The sequence below is a fragment of the Desulfuromonas sp. TF genome, from assembly GCF_000472285.1.
Lineage (GTDB): Bacteria > Desulfobacterota > Desulfuromonadia > Desulfuromonadales > ATBO01 > ATBO01.
Genome location: NZ_KI421414.1, coordinates 45,613 through 63,917 on the forward strand (window position 1 = coordinate 45,613; position 18,305 = coordinate 63,917).

The 18,305-nt window shown below is 56.8% G+C and carries 18 protein-coding genes; all 18 read left to right on the plus strand.

The genetic code is table 11. From position 1 onward, the window contains the following. Positions 1-3 precede the first annotated feature (3 nt). The 18 genes from lpxK (at position 4) to DTF_RS0105420 (ending at position 18,289) form a co-directional block, all read left to right on the plus strand. Positions 4-1,065 (plus strand): tetraacyldisaccharide 4'-kinase, encoded by a 1,062-nt coding sequence (lpxK, locus tag DTF_RS0105335; RefSeq protein WP_027714486.1) that lies wholly within the window; start codon positions 4-6, stop codon positions 1,063-1,065. A 9-nt stretch (positions 1,066-1,074) separates the two neighbouring features. Further along, positions 1,075-1,257 carry a Trm112 family protein gene (locus DTF_RS0105340; RefSeq protein WP_027714487.1) on the plus strand — a complete coding sequence of 61 codons (183 nt, stop codon included), beginning with the start codon at positions 1,075-1,077 and terminating at the stop codon, positions 1,255-1,257. Positions 1,258-1,328: 71 nt separating this feature from the next. After that, positions 1,329-2,360: a lipopolysaccharide heptosyltransferase II gene (gene waaF / locus DTF_RS0105345; RefSeq protein WP_027714488.1), complete on the plus strand. Its 1,032-nt coding sequence runs from the start codon at positions 1,329-1,331 to the stop codon at positions 2,358-2,360. Next, positions 2,357-3,412, plus strand: coding sequence for a lipopolysaccharide heptosyltransferase I (waaC, locus tag DTF_RS22020; RefSeq protein ID WP_035055870.1), 1,056 nt, complete (start codon positions 2,357-2,359; stop codon positions 3,410-3,412). The genes waaF and waaC overlap by 4 nt, the downstream gene beginning before the upstream one ends. Further along, on the plus strand, positions 3,400-4,239 hold the full coding sequence (locus DTF_RS0105355) for a lipopolysaccharide kinase InaA family protein (protein ID WP_027714489.1): 840 nt from the start codon (positions 3,400-3,402) through the stop codon (positions 4,237-4,239). Before waaC ends, DTF_RS0105355 begins: the two co-directional genes overlap by 13 nt. A gap of 38 nt (positions 4,240-4,277) precedes the next feature. Further along, positions 4,278-5,105 (plus strand): glycosyltransferase family 2 protein, encoded by an 828-nt coding sequence (locus DTF_RS0105360; RefSeq protein WP_027714490.1) that lies wholly within the window; start codon positions 4,278-4,280, stop codon positions 5,103-5,105. Beyond that, the gene (locus DTF_RS0105365; RefSeq protein WP_027714491.1) at positions 5,102-6,283 is read left to right on the plus strand and encodes a glycosyltransferase family 4 protein; all 1,182 of its coding nucleotides are present in this window, start codon (positions 5,102-5,104) and stop codon (positions 6,281-6,283) included. The genes DTF_RS0105360 and DTF_RS0105365 overlap by 4 nt, the downstream gene beginning before the upstream one ends. Then, complete coding sequence (locus tag DTF_RS0105370; RefSeq protein WP_027714492.1) at positions 6,283-7,221, plus strand: SDR family oxidoreductase; 939 nt, start codon at positions 6,283-6,285, stop codon at positions 7,219-7,221. The genes DTF_RS0105365 and DTF_RS0105370 overlap by 1 nt, the downstream gene beginning before the upstream one ends. A 17-nt stretch (positions 7,222-7,238) precedes the next feature. Further along, positions 7,239-8,081, plus strand: a complete 843-nt coding sequence (locus DTF_RS25215; protein WP_155890726.1) for a class I SAM-dependent methyltransferase — start codon at positions 7,239-7,241, stop codon at positions 8,079-8,081. A gap of 104 nt (positions 8,082-8,185) precedes the next feature. Beyond that, positions 8,186-9,157 (plus strand): glycosyltransferase family 4 protein, encoded by a 972-nt coding sequence (locus DTF_RS0105380; RefSeq protein WP_027714494.1) that lies wholly within the window; start codon positions 8,186-8,188, stop codon positions 9,155-9,157. A 36-nt stretch (positions 9,158-9,193) separates the two neighbouring features. Then, entirely contained in the window at positions 9,194-9,919 is a 726-nt protein-coding gene (locus DTF_RS22030) for a class I SAM-dependent methyltransferase (RefSeq protein WP_051360947.1), read from the plus strand. A 46-nt stretch (positions 9,920-9,965) separates the two neighbouring features. Continuing rightward, entirely contained in the window at positions 9,966-11,474 is a 1,509-nt protein-coding gene (locus tag DTF_RS0105390; RefSeq protein WP_027714495.1) for a lipopolysaccharide kinase InaA family protein, read from the plus strand. Between the two features lie 15 nt (positions 11,475-11,489). Beyond that, a complete protein-coding gene (locus DTF_RS0105395; protein WP_027714496.1) occupies positions 11,490-13,013 on the plus strand; it encodes a glycosyltransferase family 39 protein in 1,524 nt (507 codons plus the stop codon). Continuing rightward, complete coding sequence (gene gmhA, locus DTF_RS0105400; RefSeq protein ID WP_027714497.1) at positions 13,010-13,603, plus strand: D-sedoheptulose 7-phosphate isomerase; 594 nt, start codon at positions 13,010-13,012, stop codon at positions 13,601-13,603. The genes DTF_RS0105395 and gmhA overlap by 4 nt, the downstream gene beginning before the upstream one ends. Next, positions 13,593-14,564: a hypothetical protein gene (locus DTF_RS0105405; RefSeq protein WP_027714498.1), complete on the plus strand. Its 972-nt coding sequence runs from the start codon at positions 13,593-13,595 to the stop codon at positions 14,562-14,564. Before gmhA ends, DTF_RS0105405 begins: the two co-directional genes overlap by 11 nt. A gap of 127 nt (positions 14,565-14,691) precedes the next feature. After that, complete coding sequence (gene hldE, locus DTF_RS0105410; protein WP_027714499.1) at positions 14,692-16,176, plus strand: bifunctional D-glycero-beta-D-manno-heptose-7-phosphate kinase/D-glycero-beta-D-manno-heptose 1-phosphate adenylyltransferase HldE; 1,485 nt, start codon at positions 14,692-14,694, stop codon at positions 16,174-16,176. Beyond that, positions 16,176-16,757, plus strand: coding sequence for a D-glycero-beta-D-manno-heptose 1,7-bisphosphate 7-phosphatase (gene gmhB / locus DTF_RS0105415; protein WP_369798549.1), 582 nt, complete (start codon positions 16,176-16,178; stop codon positions 16,755-16,757). Before hldE ends, gmhB begins: the two co-directional genes overlap by 1 nt. Before the next feature lie 215 nt (positions 16,758-16,972). After that, on the plus strand, positions 16,973-18,289 hold the full coding sequence (locus tag DTF_RS0105420; protein WP_155890728.1) for a nucleotide sugar dehydrogenase: 1,317 nt from the start codon (positions 16,973-16,975) through the stop codon (positions 18,287-18,289). The last annotated feature ends 16 nt before the right edge of the window (positions 18,290-18,305 follow it).

Consider the following 18,305-nt stretch of genomic DNA (forward strand, 5'->3'; position numbering starts at 1 on the left):
GCGATGAACCGTGTGACCGCATGGCATCGACGGCTGGTTCTTGAGGGGCCGAAAAGTCCCGGGCAGTGGCTGCTCCAGTCTTTGCTGCTCCCCCTTGGATGGCTCTACGGCATCATCGCATCTGTCCGCGTGTGGCTCTACCGCCGGGAGGTCCTTTCTTCCTATCGCGCCGGAGTCCCTGTTGTTTCCGTCGGCAATCTCTCGGTCGGAGGGACAGGCAAGACCCCCATGACGGATCATCTGATCAGGTATTTCCAGAACAGGGGGCGCAAGGTGGCCGTGGTGAGCCGGGGATACCGTGGGCGCGTGCGGGATGTCGCCGTGGTCAGTGCCGGCGACGATCCCCTCCTGTCTCCGGAGATCTGCGGAGACGAGCCGCTTCTTCTGGCCCGGCGCAATCCGGGAGCTGTCGTCCTTGCCGCCCCACGCCGCTCCGCCGGAGTCCGTCTGGCTGTGGAGCGCTTCGGCGCCCAGATCGTCATCCTTGACGATGGATTTCAGCACCTAGCCGTGCAGCGCGATCTCGATATCGTCCTTCTCGATGCCCGTTGTCCTATGGGAAACCACAGAGTTCTGCCGGCGGGCCTGCTGCGGGAGTTTCCCTCGGCTTTGGAGCGAGGCGACCTGCTGGTGCTCACCCGCAGCCAGGGCGATGAAAAATTCCTTTTTCGGCATGGAAAGCCGCTAGTCCGCTGTCGCCACGCCTTCGACGCCCTGGCGATCTCTCTGCGCGGTGAGAGCATCCCGCTCATTCATCTGGCCGATAAGAAGGGCGTCGCTTTTGCCGGTATTGCTGATCCCGAGGGGTTTTTTGCTTCCCTGACATCTGCCGGTCTCAGTCTGGTGAATACCGTTTCGTTTCCTGATCACGCCGCATACAATGAGGAAACACTCTATCATTTGGAAAAGGTCGCCGGCGAGGCCGATTTTCTGGTGACCACGGAAAAGGACGGTGTTAAACTGGCAAGCGATGCTTTTTCACTCCCCTGCTATCAAGTATCTCTGAAACTCGATTTTTTTGAACCGGCCGACCTCGAAAGGGCTCTCGATTCACTGATCGAATAAGGAAGAAAAATGGCCATATCGAAAGAACTACTGAGTATTCTGGCTTGTCCCAAGTGCAAAGGGGACATCTATCTGAAAGAGGACGAGGGGAGCATCGTCTGCGACAGCTGTCGTCTGGTCTATCCGATCCGTGACGACATCCCGGTGATGCTCATCGATGAGGCGGAAGAATTCCAGGAGGAGAAAGGTTAAAGGATAAAGGTTAAAGGAAAACCTTTTATCTTGAATCTTGAATCTTGAACCTTTTACCTTTACATAGAATTTTGAAATCCCTCGATTTTTCGAACATAGAACGAATTCTTGTACGCCAGACCAACTGGATCGGCGATGCCGTCATGACTACTCCCGCCATGGGAGCGATCCGGGCCACTTTCCCCCGGGCCGAGATCGTGGTGACGGCCAATCCTCTTGTGGCCGAACTCTTTCGACATCATCCCGATTGCGACCGTGTCGTGGTGTTTGATAAAAAGGGTGCGCACAGAGGAGCCCGAGGGATGCTTCGCTTTGCCGGAGAATTGCGCCGCGAGAGATTCGACCTGGCAGTGCTGCTGCAGAATGCGGTAGAAGCGGCGGTGATCGCCGTTCTGGCCGGAATTCCGAGGCGGGCAGGATATCGTACCGACGGCCGCCGTCTTCTTCTGACTCACGGCGTGACAATGGGCGAGGCGGAGAAACGTCTGCATCATACGGCCTATTATCTTCACATGCTGGAGGCCGTGGGGATCCGGGGCGGGAAAGGCGCGCTTCGGCTGCGGTGCACCGCGGAAGAATTGGATTGGGCCCGGAAAACGCTGGGGGACGGGGAGTTCGTCGCCATCAATCCCGGGGCGGCTTACGGCTCGGCCAAGCGCTGGATCCCGGAGCGTTTCGCTGAAGTCGGCGATTGCCTGGCAAGGGAATACGGAATTCGCGTCGTGCTCACCGGTGGTCCCGGAGAGGTGGAAATCGGTCGGGATATCGAGGCGGACATGTCGTCGCGTCCGCTGAACCTTATCGGCCGAACGGGAGTCCGTCAGATGATGGCCGTTCTCTCTCTGTGCCGGCTGATGGTCACCAACGATTCCGGCCCGATGCATGTGGCGGCGGCCTTCGGTATCCCCATTGCGGCCATTTTCGGTCCCACCGACCATACCACCACCTCTCCCCTGGCTGAAAACTGCCGGATTATCCGCAAGGAGATCGACTGCGCCCCCTGCCTGCTGCGCCAGTGCCCCACCGACCACCGGTGCATGGAGGCGGTTTCCGTCGGAGACGTCCTTGCCGGAGCCCGCCAGTTGTTGGGGAGGGAAGGATGAAGGTACTGATCGTCAAGGTGAGCGCCCTCGGCGATGTCGTCCATGCGCTGCCGGTGCTCGCCTGGCTCAAGAGCGCCGATCCGGAGATGGAGATCGACTGGCTGATGGAGGAATCCTTCGCGCCGCTGCTTGATGGGCACCCTCTTATCCGCAAGGTGCACCGACTGCGCACCCGGGCCTGGCGGCTAGATGGACCGGGCGCCGGAATCCGGGGGTCCCTGGAGATCGCCGGCCGACTGCGGCGGGAAGCCTACGATGTGGTTCTCGATCTGCAGGGAAACAGCAAGAGCGCCCTGTTTACTCTTTTGACCGGTGCTCCCCATCGTTTTGGTTTCGACCGGGACGGTGTTCGCGAATGCCCTAACCTGCTGGCCACCAATCGAAAAGTCGCCCTGGGAACGGAAAACCATCACATCACCGATCGTTCGCTGGCGATTGCCCGGAAGGCATTCCCGGGCGGGACCCAGCCTCCCGCAGCCGGTCCCCTGCCCATCGACGGCAAGGCCCGTTCGGTGATTGAGCAGATGCTGAACGAGAGAGGAATGTCCGGGAAGACCCTCGTCGTTCTTCATTACGGCACCACCTGGAAGACGAAGCTGTGGCCTCTCGATCTCTGGTGCGAGCTTGCCGGCGCGCTGTGCGGTCTCGAAGGGTGCCGGCCCATTCTGACCTGGGGCAGCGAGGAGGAGCGGGTCGCCGTCGCGTCCATCCATGAGGCCTCCGGGGAGCGGGCGGCGATATGGCCGAGGGGGTCGCTGACGGAACTGGCTGCCCTGCTTGAGCGGGCCGACCTGGTGATCGGAGGAGATACCGGTCCGATCCATATCGCGGCCGCAGTGGGCACGCCGACCGTTTCCCTCTTCCGGGTCACCGACGCGGAGCGGAACGGCCCGCAGGGGAAAGACCACATCCGCCTGCAGGCCCCCCTGGACTGCTCCCCCTGCTTGAAGAAAGCTTGTGAACGGGACGACGAGTGCGGACACAGCATAGACATTGATAGGGTTCTGCGCGCTGCCTTGTCCCTGATTGAGGGGCGATCATGCACGAAATGATCGAGAAGGGGGGAATGGTGGTTGCGGCCGATGCTTATCCCCTCCTGCAGAAAGCCGGGCTTACCAGCTTCGATGCCTTCATGGAATTTACCGGCGGGACCCGGATCTGTCATAAGCGGGGGCGTTCGGTTTATCGATTCGAGCTCGACGGTCGCGCATTCTACCTGAAACGGAATCGTCTTCAGCGTGTCGAGTTCCTCAAGCGTCTGAGCCGCTTCAAGCTGCCAGCCCGCGGAGCTTGGGAAGAATGGGAAAGCATCCGACTTGTCCGGGAGACGGGATTGCCGACGATCACGCCGATCGCATATGGTGAAAGGCGGGCCCTGAACCTGGAAATAGGCTCCTTCACTCTGACCGAAGAACTCTACGGGGCAGAGCCGCTCGATGCCTTTATTGAGCGCGAGTGGTCCGCAGCTCCTCGCAGCTCGAAGCGTGGAGAGAAGCGAAAGGTTATATGTGATCTTGCCCGGTTGGCGCGGCGTTTCCACGACCGAGGGATGAATCACCAGGATTTTTACCTTAACCATTTTTTTATTGACGAGACGGGGAATCTTTATCTGCTTGACTTGCAGCGCGTTCAACACCGGCCGGAAGTGCCGATACGATTTGTGGTGAAGGACCTCGGTCAGTTGTTTTATTCGAGTCTCCGTTTCCCCTGCATCAGCAAGAGCGATAAGATGTTTTTTCTGCTTAATTATCTTGGCCAGAGACAGTTGGATCGAAAGGGCAAGTCGCTGGCCAGAAAAATTCTGACCAAGAACGCCCGGATCGCTCGCCACGATGTGAAACTGCATGCCCGGCGACGCAAACGAGGAGAACTGCGGTAAGTATGGAGAATGCAACAAATAAAGATGTATATGCAGGCATGAGAGAGAACGATTGGTCGCACATCAGGCTTGCCTATGTGATTTACTTTTATTTCGACCAGGAAAACTCGACCTCTCTTACCGAGCTTTTGCGTGAGTACGCCACCTATCCCAGGGAGGTCATCGATCATGTACATTTCACCATTGTCGACGACGGTTCTCCTGTTAAAGTCGAGATCCCCGAAGACATCAATCTGAACATTCTATACCTGCGTATAGATGAGAATATTCAGTGGAATCAGGGCGGGGCTAGAAACCTGGGGGTTGTTATGGCCAGGGCCGACAAGGTATTTGCCACCGACCTCGACCATAAACTGCCTGAGCAGACTCTGAGGGAACTCGTGACCCGGAAAAATCCCGGCCGCACGTTTTACAAGTTCAAGCGTCTGAACGAAAAGGGAGAAGACATTGGTTACCATCTGAATACCCTTTTTTTCTCCCGGGCCCGTTTCTTTCGTTTTCACGCTTTGGATGAGCAGTTCTGCGGGCATTACGGCTACGAAGACGCTCTTTTCTGGAGATGGCAACGATACCACGGGACGAGATTTCTCTACCTTCCGGGCAGGCATCACTGTGTTCATCGCAGCAGCCTTGATCTGAAAAAATCCTACCATTCGCTGGAACGCGATCTGTCCCGGAACAGGACCATCGCGGAAAGGACCAGGAAGGCCTGGAAGACGTATGGCCCGCAGGCGGGACATAGCCGGCAGTTTCTCTGCTTTCCCTGGCATGTCATAGAAGAAAGGGCCCGCCGAACCACCCTTCCGTCTTTGAAAACCGCCCGGTCCTGGGCCCGGACCTGGTGGTGGCGCTGGTTGTTCGGATGAAAATTGCACTGGTAAATCATAGTTTTTCCCTCTCCCACGGCGGACTGGAGCGCTTTTCCGTCAATCTGGCCCTGGCACTTCACTGTTCCGGTCACCAGGTTCATACCGTCGGAATGACGGCGGCGGATATTCCGCCGGAGATCGAGACACATACCATTTCAATCCCCCGGAAACCGTCATGGAGGAGAATCCTCGGATTTCATTCCAAAGCATCCCATTCCGTGCGGGGGAAAGGATTCGACATCGTATTCGGTCTTACCCGCTTTTTCCCCATGGATGTTTACAGGATGGGCGACGGGGTACAGAAACACTGGATGCGCATCAGTTATCCCTTCGCCCCATGGCGCTGGATCAACTACTTGTTCAACCCAGCGCACCTGCTGAACGTTCTGCTTGAGAGGAAAATTCTTGCCGCGAACGGAGCGAAGAGAATCATCACCAATTCACACCTCTGCCGGCAGCACGCGCAAGATTACTACGGCGTTTCCGCCGACAGGATCAGCGTCGTATACAACGGCGTCGATCACGGTCTGTTCAACCCTGGGACGGTGTCTACGCTTCGTGGCGGAATTCGGAAGTCCCTCGGCCTGCAGGACGACGATATCGCCATCCTGCATGTTTCCAACAACTGGCGGCGCAAGGGGCTGGATGTGACCTTGAAAGCTATCAACCAGCTTGGTGAACGCGGTAACAGGGCCCATCTTCTGGTGGTCGGGCGGGGTCGTCCGACCGCGTTCCAAAACCTGGTGCAGAAACTTGGACTGGAGACGAGAGTCCATTTTGTCGGTCCAACAGATAAGGTGGAAAAGTACTACGCCGCCGGAGACCTGCTTGTTCTCCCTACCCTTTATGATCCGTTTTCAAACGTGTGCCTCGAAGCGATGGCCTGCGGCTTGCCGGTGATCACCACGTCGGCTAATGGTGCCGCTGAAGTCGTCGGGGAAGGGGAGAGCGGTTTCATTCAGAAGGACCCTAAAAGCGCCGAAGAGCTTGCAGACCTGATCGGCCGTTGCCTCGATCCTGAAAAATTGCGCAGGATGGGGAAGGCGGCTCATAGGGTTTCTATCGGGTTCACTCCACAGAAGAACATGGAAGAGACTCTGGCTGTCTTCGAAGAGATCATCAGAAAGAAGGAAGCCCGGGTGCCCAGCCCTGATGTAATTAAGGAGTCGGATTAATGGCGAAATTTCTGGTAACCGGAGGGGCCGGATTTATCGGCTCCCACATCGTCGATGAACTCCTTCGGCGGGGCGAGACCGTCCGCGTGCTGGACAATATGGCGACGGGAAAACGGGAGAACCTGGAACACTGTCTCGAACGGATCGACTTCATCGAAGGCGACATCCGCGACATGGAGATATGCCGGAGGGCATGCGCCGATGTGGATTTCGTGCTGCATCAGGCCGCCCTGGGGAGCGTGCCCCGCTCCATGGAAGATCCCCTGACAAGCCACGATGTCAACGTCACCGGCACGCTCAAGATGCTCATCGCGGCTCGGGACGAAGGGGTGAAGAGGTTCGTCTATGCCGCCTCTTCCTCGACCTACGGCGATCATCCCGCTCTGCCCAAGGTCGAGGATCGCATCGGCAACCCCCTCTCGCCCTATGCCGTGACCAAATACGCCGACGAACTCTATGCCCGGGTGTTCGGACGCTGTTACGGCCTGGAGACGGTGGGACTGCGCTACTTCAACGTCTTCGGCCCACGCCAGGATCCCTTTTCCCAATACGCCGCGGTGATCCCCCTTTTCGTCAGCGCCCTGCTGCGGGGGGAGGCGCCGACCATCAACGGCGACGGGGAGCAGACCAGGGATTTCACCTACGTGGGGAACGCCGTGGAGGCCAACCTGCTGGCCTGCGCTGCCCCGGCCGAGGCGGTGGGGGAGGTGTTCAACGTCGCCTGCAATGAGCGAACCTCCCTGAATCGTCTTTACCGCCGACTGCAGGATCTGCTTGGCTCCACCATCGAGCCGGCGTACGGGCCTCCCCGGGCCGGAGATGTGCGCGACAGCCTGGCGGACATCGGCAAGGGAGAACGCCTGCTGGGGTACAAAGGGGAAATCAAGTTCGATAAGGGACTGCGACGTTCCATCGAATGGTATCGGGATAATCTGTGATTGGAGGAGAAAAAATAGTGACTGATCCTATCTGTATAGATACGAACTGCGACATATGTGGCAGCTGGGATTCTAAAGAACTCCTGAAAGCAAAAGGATCTGCATACCATGAATGTAGTTCATGCGGAATGATTTTTGCTAAACCAATGCCTGAAAATTTTTTTGAGATCAATGAGGAGCAATTTTTGAAGAGGCTAGATCTTTATTCCAAAAAGATCGAATCGAAACGAAAAAGGAACCGGAATAAACTAGCAAAGTTTGAGAGCTTCCGGCAAACCGGCAATTTTCTGGAGATTGGCTGTAATGCCGGTGCGGTGTTGGTTGCCGCCCGTGACATAGGCTGGCAGGTTAAAGGTGTAGACACTTCCACGGCTGCCGCCGCGTTTGCCAGGGAGAAAATGAATTTGGATGTCTTTACGGGAAATGTAGAGGAAGCGGGTTTTCCAAACGACTTTTTCGATGTTGTTTTTACCAATGCCACTCTTGAACATCTCCGCCACCCTCTTTCGACCATGAAGGAGTGTTTGAGAATTTTACGTCCCGGCGGGATCTTTTATGCCGATACAGTCAATGGGGATAGTTACACAAGGCACCTGTTAGGCGCTGATTGGAAGCTTATAAATCCTTACAGCCATCTGCATCTGTACACTCCTACCAACATCCTCTCGTTATGCCGCTTCGCGGGATTCGATCATTATAAGACCTGGACCACCGGATCCAGGGTCACGGCCAATGCTCCCGGATCATCCTTCAAAACTCCATGGCATTGGCACCTTCTAAAGGGCCCTTTGTCTTTTCTTGCCCGTTTGAACAACAAGGGTGACAGTATCGAATTTATGGCGCGGAAGCCCTTGATCTGATCAGTCGGAAGATAACTTTCTGCAATCGCCTACTTCCACAACGGACTTTTGAGACGAGCATATCGTGCGTGGAAACTTATTTCGTGCCGAAAGTATTCTGAGATATGTTTATACTTGCTGTCGTCAGCCGCGACCTGGAAAAGGGTAGCACCAAGTATCGCCTTGCCCAGTATCTCGATAATCTGCGTCGGCATGGGGCGGAGGTCGAATTCATACGCCGCGATGCAATCGACAATGCCGCCCTTGATCGGGCCAGGCAGGCGGACGTGCTGTTCAACCAAAAGTGCCTGATCCGCACCTCCTTGGCCAAGCGCCTGATCGATGTCAGCCGACGAGTAATCTTCGACTTCGATGACGCTATCTACACGCGCCCTGGCAAGCCCTTTTCCTGGCTGACCCGGCTTAAGGTGCGCCGTCGCTTCCATCTCTGGCTCAGGCACGCCAGTGTCGTGACGGCGCCGAACGAATTCCTTGCCGGCTACGCACGGCGCTATTCGAAGGCGGTCGAGGTTGTTCCCATGTCACTCGATTTGGGGGCTTGGCGACAGAAAGAGTACAGGGCGTCGGAAAGGGTCACCATTGGCTGGGCCGGGGCACCGGTCAACGTCCCTCTGCTGGAGCGGCTCGATCCGATCCTGGGGCGTGTGCTGGAGCGCTTTCCTCAGGCTCGTCTGGCCGTCTTCTCGGGACGGAAACCGCGACTGACCGTCCCTTTTGACTATCACCCGTTTCGTCCCGGCGCCGAGCCTGACTTCGTTCGTAGCCTCGATATAGGCCTGCTGCCGCTCGCCGACGAGGAGTATGCTCAAGGCAAGTCGCCGATCAAATCCCTGCAATACCTGGCATGCGGCGTGCCGGTGGTGGGCAACGTCTTCGGTGCCACCGCAGAGATTCTAACTCCTGACAACAGCATTGCGGTAGCTGATGAACAACAGTGGTTGGCCGCCTTGGAGAGGCTCATCCCGCAGCCCGAACTGACCCGGCAACTGGGTGGCGCGGGGCGAGCCATGATCGAACGCCGGCACGATCTGCGGCGCGTGTCTGAAAAGCTGTACGAGGTGCTGGCCGGGCGCTGAGGCGGCGCGTAACAATAATACTTATGGGTGGTTATGATGAAAAAACTCTATTATCGAATGCTGAAGGGCCGTCATTTTGCCCAGGGGCTTAGTCAACTGCGCCAACTCGAGAAGAAGCTCTTTTCTCGCGAGTCAAGGTTTGCCATACCTTTTGCCTATCGGGGCAAGGGGTTCTATAAGACCATCGAACCGCGGCAGAACCCGCTGGAGATCGAGGAGCTCTACCGCGCCGTCTGCGGATTGGCGCCGCAGCGGGTGCTCGAGGTCGGCACGGCGCGCGGCGGCACTCTCTACCTCTGGGCCCAGGCGACTATTGATGGGGCCACTATTGTCAGCGTCGACTTGCCGGAGGGTGATTTCGGCGGCGCCTATCCTGAAGAGAAGGTCCCCTTCTATCAGGCTTTCGCCCGCCCGGGCCAGAGACTGCATTTGCTACGCAAGGACAGCCATGACCCGAAGACGGTGGCCGAGGTGCGACAGCTATTCGCCGCCTCGCCAGTCGACTTCGCTTTTATCGACGGCGATCATACCTATGAGGGAGTAAAGGCCGACTTTTTCGATTACGGGCCACTGGTCCGTCCCGGTGGACTGATCGCCTTTCACGATATCCTGCCTCGCCCTGACATGCCTTCTATCCAGGTCGACCGCTTTTGGCAAGAACTCAAGTCGACCCATCGCACCCGAGATATAATCGGCGCCGATGCCTCAGGGCGCAAGATCGGCATCGGTCTGCTCTATGTCGAAGAGGGCGGGATTCGTTGAGGTTGCGAATTTACCGGCCTGTTTCGGTATTCCAAGAAAAACGGTGATGACGAAAATTTCCTTTAAGGATATCCGATGGGATTACCTCTCCGAGGAGGGGAGTGCCTGGCTTAATGATCGACACGACGGCGCCAGGATCGAGGAGACGGTCAAGGAATCTTCCAAACGCAGGGTTGTCTATTTGCAGGGGATTTATCTCAAGGAGGTGCGCTACAGCGGCATCGCCGTTCTTCTCAAAGGCATTAGCGGCGGAACCGCCTGTAAAGAGGGGCGGATTTCCCGAAAACTCGCCGAGCGTGGGATCTCCGTTCCCCAGGTCATCGGATACGGGAAGGCGGTCAATAACGGACTGGTCCGGAGGGACGTCCTTCTGACCCGGGAGGTTGCGGGTGGAAAAAGTCTTTTCGATTTTCTCCATCGGGAATTCCCCCAACTTGCCGCTGGCGAAAAACGGAAATTTGTCCGGGGGTTCGCCGCGTATGTCCGGAAACTCCACGATGCCGGAGCCCTGCATGCCGATCTGCACATCGGCAATATCCTGCTGGAACCCGAAGGGAGCGAATATCGCTTCGTTCTTCTCGACAACGACCGTCTCACCCTGAAAAATGGCAAGATTTCGACTCGCCAGAGGATAAGGAACCTGGCGCTGGTTCTTTCCAACCTACGGAACCACCTGAGCCGGACCCAGTATCTCCGGTTTCTCCGCGAGTATGGTTTGCCCTCCGGCGAGGAGGGACGGGTCCTCCTGTCGGCTCTGGAAAATAGCGTGCTTGCGCATTCGAAGAAAATCTGGAACGGAAAAGCTCGCCAATGTCTCTCAAACAACCGCCGGTTCAGCAAGGAGCACCGGCAGGGTTTCACGATCTACAGGAAAAGCGGACTTCGCTGGAAGAATCTTGTTGATGCCCTCCTCCCCGACCCGGACCTGATGCTGGAACAGGGAGAGATTTTCAAGGCGGGTCGCACCGTGAGAGCTGCCAGGATCACCATCGACGGACAGAGCTATTTTCTCAAGCGCTACAACTGCAAAGGATTCATTTACCGGTTGCGAAATGCCTTTCGGCGGTCGCGTGCGGTAAGGACGTGGCTGGTCAGTTGGGGATTTCGCGTCAGAGGAATACCGATTCCTGAACCGATCGCGTGTATCGAAGAGCGACGTTGGCGTCTGTTGGGACGTTCTTATATTCTTTCCGTCTTCGTTTCGGAGTCCGAATCTCTACCTCATTTCTGGTCCGGAATAGATGCAGGTAGACAAAAAGAGCTTCTGGGAAAACTGGCAGGCTTGCTGGGACGCATGCACCGCTTCGGGTGTTTGCATGGAGATCTCAAGTGGAATAACATCCTCGTTTCCCGATCCGGGCGGATCGTCCTGACCGATCTGGACGGCAGTCGCATCCTCAGCCGCTTGGGGTCCAAAAGTGCAAGGCGGGATCTGCGCCGTTTCCAGCGCGATCTCGCAAGCAGGCAGATCGCTGCCGCGGAGAGGGATTTCTTTCTCGCCTGCTGGCGGCGTTGGGCCTCGCCCCCGGAGCCGGGAGTGCGGACAAGGGTTTAGGAGGGAGTAGAGCGGATGGAAAATTGGAAGCGATGGCCGGATGACCGTCGGGGGCTTTACCTGCTTCTGTTCATCTCCTTGCTGCTCAAGGGGATCATGGTTGCCTGCTCCGACGTAGTCAACGACGACGGAACTCTTTATATAAGCGCCGCGCAGGAATTTGCAAAAGGGAATTTCAGGGAAGGGCTGTCCATCTACCCCATGCCCTTTTATTCCCTTCTGATCGTGGTTTCGCACTGGGTCATACCACAATGGGTTCTTGCCGGCCAGACGATTTCCTTTCTCGCCCTGGGTCTCGCGGTCATCCCGCTTTACATGACGATTCGCCTTCTCTTCGGGCCGGCTGAGGCCTTCTGGGGAGGAATGGTCTTTGTGGTCGCTCCCTGGTTCAACGATCTTGCCACGGATGTCGTTCGTGATCCCGCTTTCCTCTTCTTCTTCTCGTGGGCGCTTTATTTCGGCGTATGCGCCGTTACCCAAAGCAGAACAAGGGATTACATCTTTGCCTCGATATTTTCCATTTCGGCCTTCCTGTGCCGGATTGAAGCCGTCGTGTTTCCGTTGGCCTTCCTGGTTGTCCTCGTTATCCTTTTGGTTTGGGACCGAAAAGAGAGAATGACCCGTTTGAAGGGAATCGGCCTTTTCCTTTCGGTTCCGGCGATTCTATTCCTTATCTTCCAGTTAGCTGCCGACACGCAGGTTTTTTCCTTTAACCGCATCAGCGAGATTGCCAAGTATTTTGAAGGTTTTCTTCATCTCAACTTTCTCGATAGTTATCGGACTATCTATGAACAGATGAAGGATTTGGAACAGACCATGCCGGGTTGGTCGCTGAGTCGAAGCTTCTCTGAAATTACCCGCTACAATCTCTGGTTGATCTATCTGCTCGGACTGTTTCAAGGTATTTTCAAGATCCTCTTTCCGTACATGGTCATACCCTTTGTGGCAGGGTTTGCCGGCAGGTGCGGATTGAATCGAGGGCATGTTTTCCTGTTGGCCCTCAGCGCCGCATATGTGGTGGCATGTTATATCTATCATGTGAAGATGAATTTCATCGATACGCGGTATCTCATTGTGCCCGCCATACTTTTCCTTCCCTGGATCGGAGTCGGAATCGCCAGGTTTTTCGATCGGGCTCACAATACTGCTCGTCCCCGGATTGCCGTGCTGTCCCTGCTTCTCATTTTTGTCCTGGTCCCCTTCGTTAAATCCGTGGATGTGACATGGAGAGAAGAAGACGATGCGGTCAAGCAAGCAGGCCTTTGGCTGGACCGCCAGCCGGAATCTGATGCTATTTCCATGATCTGCACAGACAGGCGTATACCCTTTTATTCCGGGCGCGGAGTAAATTACCTTCATTTCGATGGAAAAGATTACCGGGAGATGGAGCAGATTGCCGTAAAGGATAAAATCGACCTGCTGGTCATCGAGGATTCAAAAAAGAGATTGCCCGAGCCCCTGGCCTTCGAATATTACGAAATATGGAAAATGATTGAGAGCCCCAAAAATATCGCCTTCATCTATCGGAAGAAATCATGAACGGAATTGAAGAAATCGAAATCCAGCTTCAGCGTCACATCGAGACCATTCGGTTGGTGGCGGAGTCCATGGCTCCGACTATCGAGCGTTGCTGCACCCTGTTGGTGTCCGCCTTGAAAAGGGGGAACCAACTTCTGATCATGGGCAACGGAGGGTCGGCCGCCGACGCTCAGCACATGGCGGCGGAATTCGTGGGGCGTTTCCTGCTGGAGCGGAAAGCCCTGCCAGCCGTTGCACTGACCACCGATACTTCGATCCTGACCGCGGTCGGGAACGATTACGGCTTCGACGAAATTTTCAAGCGGCAGGTGGAAGCTCTTGCCCGGCCTGGAGATGTGGTGATCGGTATTTCCACAAGCGGACATTCGAACAACGTTTTCCACGCCCTCACCGCCGCCAATGAGATGGGGTGCAGCACCATCGGTCTTCTCGGCCGGGAGGGGGGGAACATCGCCGGAATCGTCGATGTGAACCTGACGGTGCCGGTTCAGGAGACGCCTAGAATCCAGGAGGCCCACCTGACCATCATCCACATCATTTGCGATCTGGTGGAACGGAACCTCTTTGGCGGAAGAAAAGATGATGAATAAGGAAAAGAACCCCTACAAACCCATAGACCTTTCTGGAATCAAAACCTATTCCATCAAAACCCGTGACAATAAGGTCAACATCTCAGAGCATTTCGCTGTTGCTCCGACGGACGGGATGTCCTTCCTGGATTTCTACGAACGCCTCCCACGGCTCCTCGGCGCCGACAGCCTGAGGGGAGTGGTCGATGCCGTCGTGAATGCCCGCGAAAAGGGGAGGCCGGTAATCCTGGCGATGGGAGGGCATGTCATCAAGTGCGGTCTGCAGCCGGTTCTGAAGGCTTTGATCGAGGCCGACGTGGTTACCGCGGTGGCCATGAACGGTTCCGCCTCCATCCATGACTTCGAGGTCTCGCTGGTCGGCGCCACCTCTGAGGATGTGGGCGCAGTGCTGCATTCGGGGGATTTCGGTTTCTCGGAGGAGACGGGGGGGGGAATGAACCGAGCGCTCAGAGAGGGTCTGGAGCAGGGAATCGGATTCGGCGAGGCGATCGGCCGGCGAATCATCGATAATGACCATCTTCACAAAGAGTACAGTCTGCTGTCCGCCTGCGTGGAGAAGGGCATTCCCGTCACCGTGCACGTGGCCATCGGCACCGACATCATCCACCAACACCCTGAATTCGACGGCGGGGTCACGGGAGAGATGACGGCAAGGGATTTCCGACTGCTGACCTCCGTGGTGGCCGACTTGGGGGACGGCGGCGTATGGCTAAACGTCGGCTCGGCGGTGCTTCTGCCGGAGGTTTTCCTGAAAGCCCTTTCCATCGCGCAGAATCTGGGACATCATGTCGATGGATTCACCACTGCCAACTTCGACATGATCCAGCACTACCGACCCCTCCAGAACGTGGTCAAACGACCGACATCAGGGAGCGGCCGGGGATACACCATCACCGGTCACCACGAGATCAATATCCCGCTCTTTGCGGCGGCTGTGCTTGAAAAAACAGGTAAAAGGTGAAAGGTTAAAGGAAAAAAGGAGGGGAGAATGGAATTTGAGAATCTAGATGTTTGGTAACGAGGAAGCGACGTTTTGCATGCGCCTCTAAACCTTGAACCTTTAACCTTTTACCTTGAACCTGGATATTATGGACCGTCAACTCGTTGAACGTTTTCTGAGCCGTATCAGGCAGATCAGGGCCCTGGTGATCGGCGATCTGATGCTGGACGAATACCTCTGGGGGAAGACCGAAAGAATTTCCCCGGAGGCGCCCGTGCAGGTGGTGGATATATCCCGGGAGGACCTGCGGCTCGGCGGCGCGGGGAACGTGATCAACAACCTGATGACGCTGGGGTGCCAGGTCCATGTCGCCGGCGTTCTCGGCGATGATGCCGACGGCAGACTGCTGCGCCGCCTGCTGGAGGAAAAATCCGTCGGCATTCAAGGGGTTCTCATGTCTCCCGATCGAACCACCAGCCGTAAGACACGCATCCTGGCCAGCAACCAGCAGATGCTGCGGATAGACCGGGAGAGCCAGAATCCAATTTCCCCGGAGATGGAAGCCCGGCTGGCCGATCATGTGCGGAGAGTGGCGGAGGATTTCCAGGTGATCCTGGTTTCCGACTATCTCAAAGGGGTCCTTACTGAAGGGCTCCTGAAGGAAATCGTCGCCATTGGTCGGGAGAAGGGGATCCCCGTGGTGATCGATCCCAAGGGGAGCGACTTCCGCAAATATCGCGGAGCGACCCTTCTGACCCCGAACCGGAAGGAGGCGCAGACCGCTTCGCACATCGCCATCGTCGATGAAGCCAGTCTGCTCCAGGCCGGACGATTCCTGGCCGAGGCACTCGATCTCGAAGCGCTGGTTCTGACCCGCAGCGAGGAAGGGATGACCCTGTTCCCTCGTGATGGCGAGGAAATTCATCTGCCGACCGAGGCCCGGGAAGTCTACGATGTTTCCGGGGCAGGCGACACCGTTCTGGCCATGATGGGCCTGGGGCTGGCCGGGGAGCTTTCCCTGGAGGAGGCGGCCCGGCTCGCCAACGTGGCTGCGGGGATCGTGGTGGGCAAGGTGGGGACCTCCACCGTTTCTCACGGAGAGATCCTGGAGGTGATCGGGCGCCGGCACCAGGATACGGACCTGAAAATAAAGGATCGGGAAGTTTTGGCCGGTATTCTGGAAATGGAACGGGAAAAGGGCAGAACTGTCGTGTTCACTAACGGCTGCTTCGACCTGCTTCACGTCGGGCATGTCAAATATCTGCAGAAAGCCCGCCGGCTCGGGGATCTGCTGGTGCTCGGGCTCAACTCCGACGAGTCCATCCGTCGCCTGAAAGGACCCAGACGTCCCCTGATCAATCAGGATGAAAGAGCCCATATCCTGGCAGCCCTGGACTGCATAGACTACCTGGTGGTCTTCGACGAGGATACGCCGCTTGAGCTGATCGAAGCCCTGAGGCCGAAAATCCTGGTCAAAGGCGGAGACTACTCTCCCGAAGGGGTGGTCGGCAAGGATCTTGTCGAGAGCTACGGCGGCCGGGTGGAGCTCATCCAGTTCGTCGACGGCAAATCCACCACCAACATCATCGAAAAAATTCTGCAGCACTACGGTGAAGAAGGCGGCCTGCCTTGATTCCCTCAGCGAAGCGTCGAGCGGTCTTCCTCGACCGCGACGGCACCATCAATGAGGAGAAGGACTACCTCCACCGCATCGAGGATTTCGTGTTCATCCCCGGGGCCGCAGAGGCGATCCGTCGCCTGAAGGAGGCCGGTTTTCTGGTTATTGTGGTCACCAACCAGTCCGGCGTGGCAAGGGGGTACTACACTCTGGAGGAGGTGGCCATCCTCCACCGGCACATGCAGAGGGTATTGGAAACCGTCGGCGCCGCAGTCGACGGTATTTACGTTTGCCCCCATCATCCCGTCGAGGGGGTCGGAGAGTATCGACGGGAGTGCGACTGCCGTAAAGGGCGTCCGGGAATGCTGCTGCGGGCTGCACGGGAGCATGGGATCGATCTTTCCCGATCCTATATGATCGGGGACAAGATAGCCGATGTTGAAGCCGGTGAAGTGGCCGGATGCCTTCCGCTCATGGTCCTGACGGGATACGGAAAAACGGAGTCGGCAAAAATATCTTCCGACCGGGTTCGGCGTTTCGCCGATCTCGTGGATGCGGCGGATTTCATCCTTGCCCGAAACCCGGCGCAGAAGTGAAGATTCATTTAAAAGAATTGTTCCTAAATGAGAATCATGGTAGCTTGCGTGTTTTTGACGGGTGAGCCGGGTTCCAGTGTAGGCCGGAATAAGCGAAGCGTTTCCGGCAGCCCAAGGTATGCCGGGAACGGCTGACGCCTTTATCCCGGCCTACAAGGCTTTTCTGCAGGATAAGGTGCAAGGGATTTCTTTTCCAGGGGGAATGAATGGAAAGCATGGTTACGGAGACGCAGATTCGGCAAGGGAAAGCAGCGATCGCTGTCATCGGCCTGGGGTACGTCGGACTGCCGCTGGCCGCCGCCTTCGGCCGTCAGGCCAAGGTCATCGGTTTCGATATCAGTGTCAAAAAGATCGAAGAATTGCGCGGCGGCTTCGATGCCACGGGCGAACTCACAACCGAGGATCTTGCCTCGACGCGCATCGACTATACGATCGATGCCGGACGCCTCAAAGAAGCTTCCTTTTTTATCGTCACGGTACCCACACCCATCGACAAATACAAAAAGCCGGATCTGACGCCGGTTGTCTCGGCCTCCCGCAGCATCGGAAAGTCTCTCTCCCGAGGCTCCATCATCGTCTATGAATCGACGGTTTATCCGGGCGTGACCGAGGAGATCTGCGTGCCGATTCTGGAGCAGGAGTCCGGCCTCAAATGCGGGGCCGATTTCAAGGTCGGCTATTCCCCGGAAAGGATCAACCCCGGCGACAAGGTTCATACGGTGGACAAGATCGTCAAGGTGGTCTCCGGCCAGGATGCCGAGACCCTGGAGACGGTGGCGAAGGTCTACGAGATGGTGGTCGATGCAGGGGTTCATCGCGCCTCCAGCATCAAGGTGGCGGAAGCGGCAAAAGTAATCGAGAACACCCAGCGAGACCTCAATATCGCCCTGATGAACGAGCTGGCACTCATTTTCAACCGGCTGGGGATTTCCACCAGGGATGTTCTGGAAGCCGCCGGAACCAAATGGAATTTCCTGAAATTCTTTCCCGGTCTGGTCGGAGGTCACTGCATAGGCGTCGATCCCTACTATCTGACCCACAAGGCCGAAGAGATCGGATACCATCCCCAGGTGATCATGGCGGGGCGCCGCATCAACGACGAGATGGGAAAATACGTGGCCGAAATGACCGTCAAGAAACTCATCCAGGCTGACAAGACGGTGAAGGGGGCCAGGGTTCTCGTGTTGGGATTGACATTCAAGGAGAACGTTCCGGATATACGCAATACCCGCGTGATCGATATCATCGAGGAGCTGCGGGAGTACGGCGTGGAAGTCCTGGTGCACGACCCCGTTGCATCCGCCGAGGAGGCCCGGCACGAATACGGGATCGACTTGGTCGACATCGAGGTCGCCGGAAAATTCGACGGGGTGGTCTGGGCCGTTGCGCATCAGGCTTTTCAATCCCTTGATCCCGCACGGTTGCGCCAGTTTTGCACGAGCGGCAACGGAAAGGGCGTGGTCATCGACGTCAAGGCCGTTTTGAATGGGAACGACGTTGAGGCCGAAGGACTGATCTACTGGAGTCTTTAAATTGAGCGGATTCAAC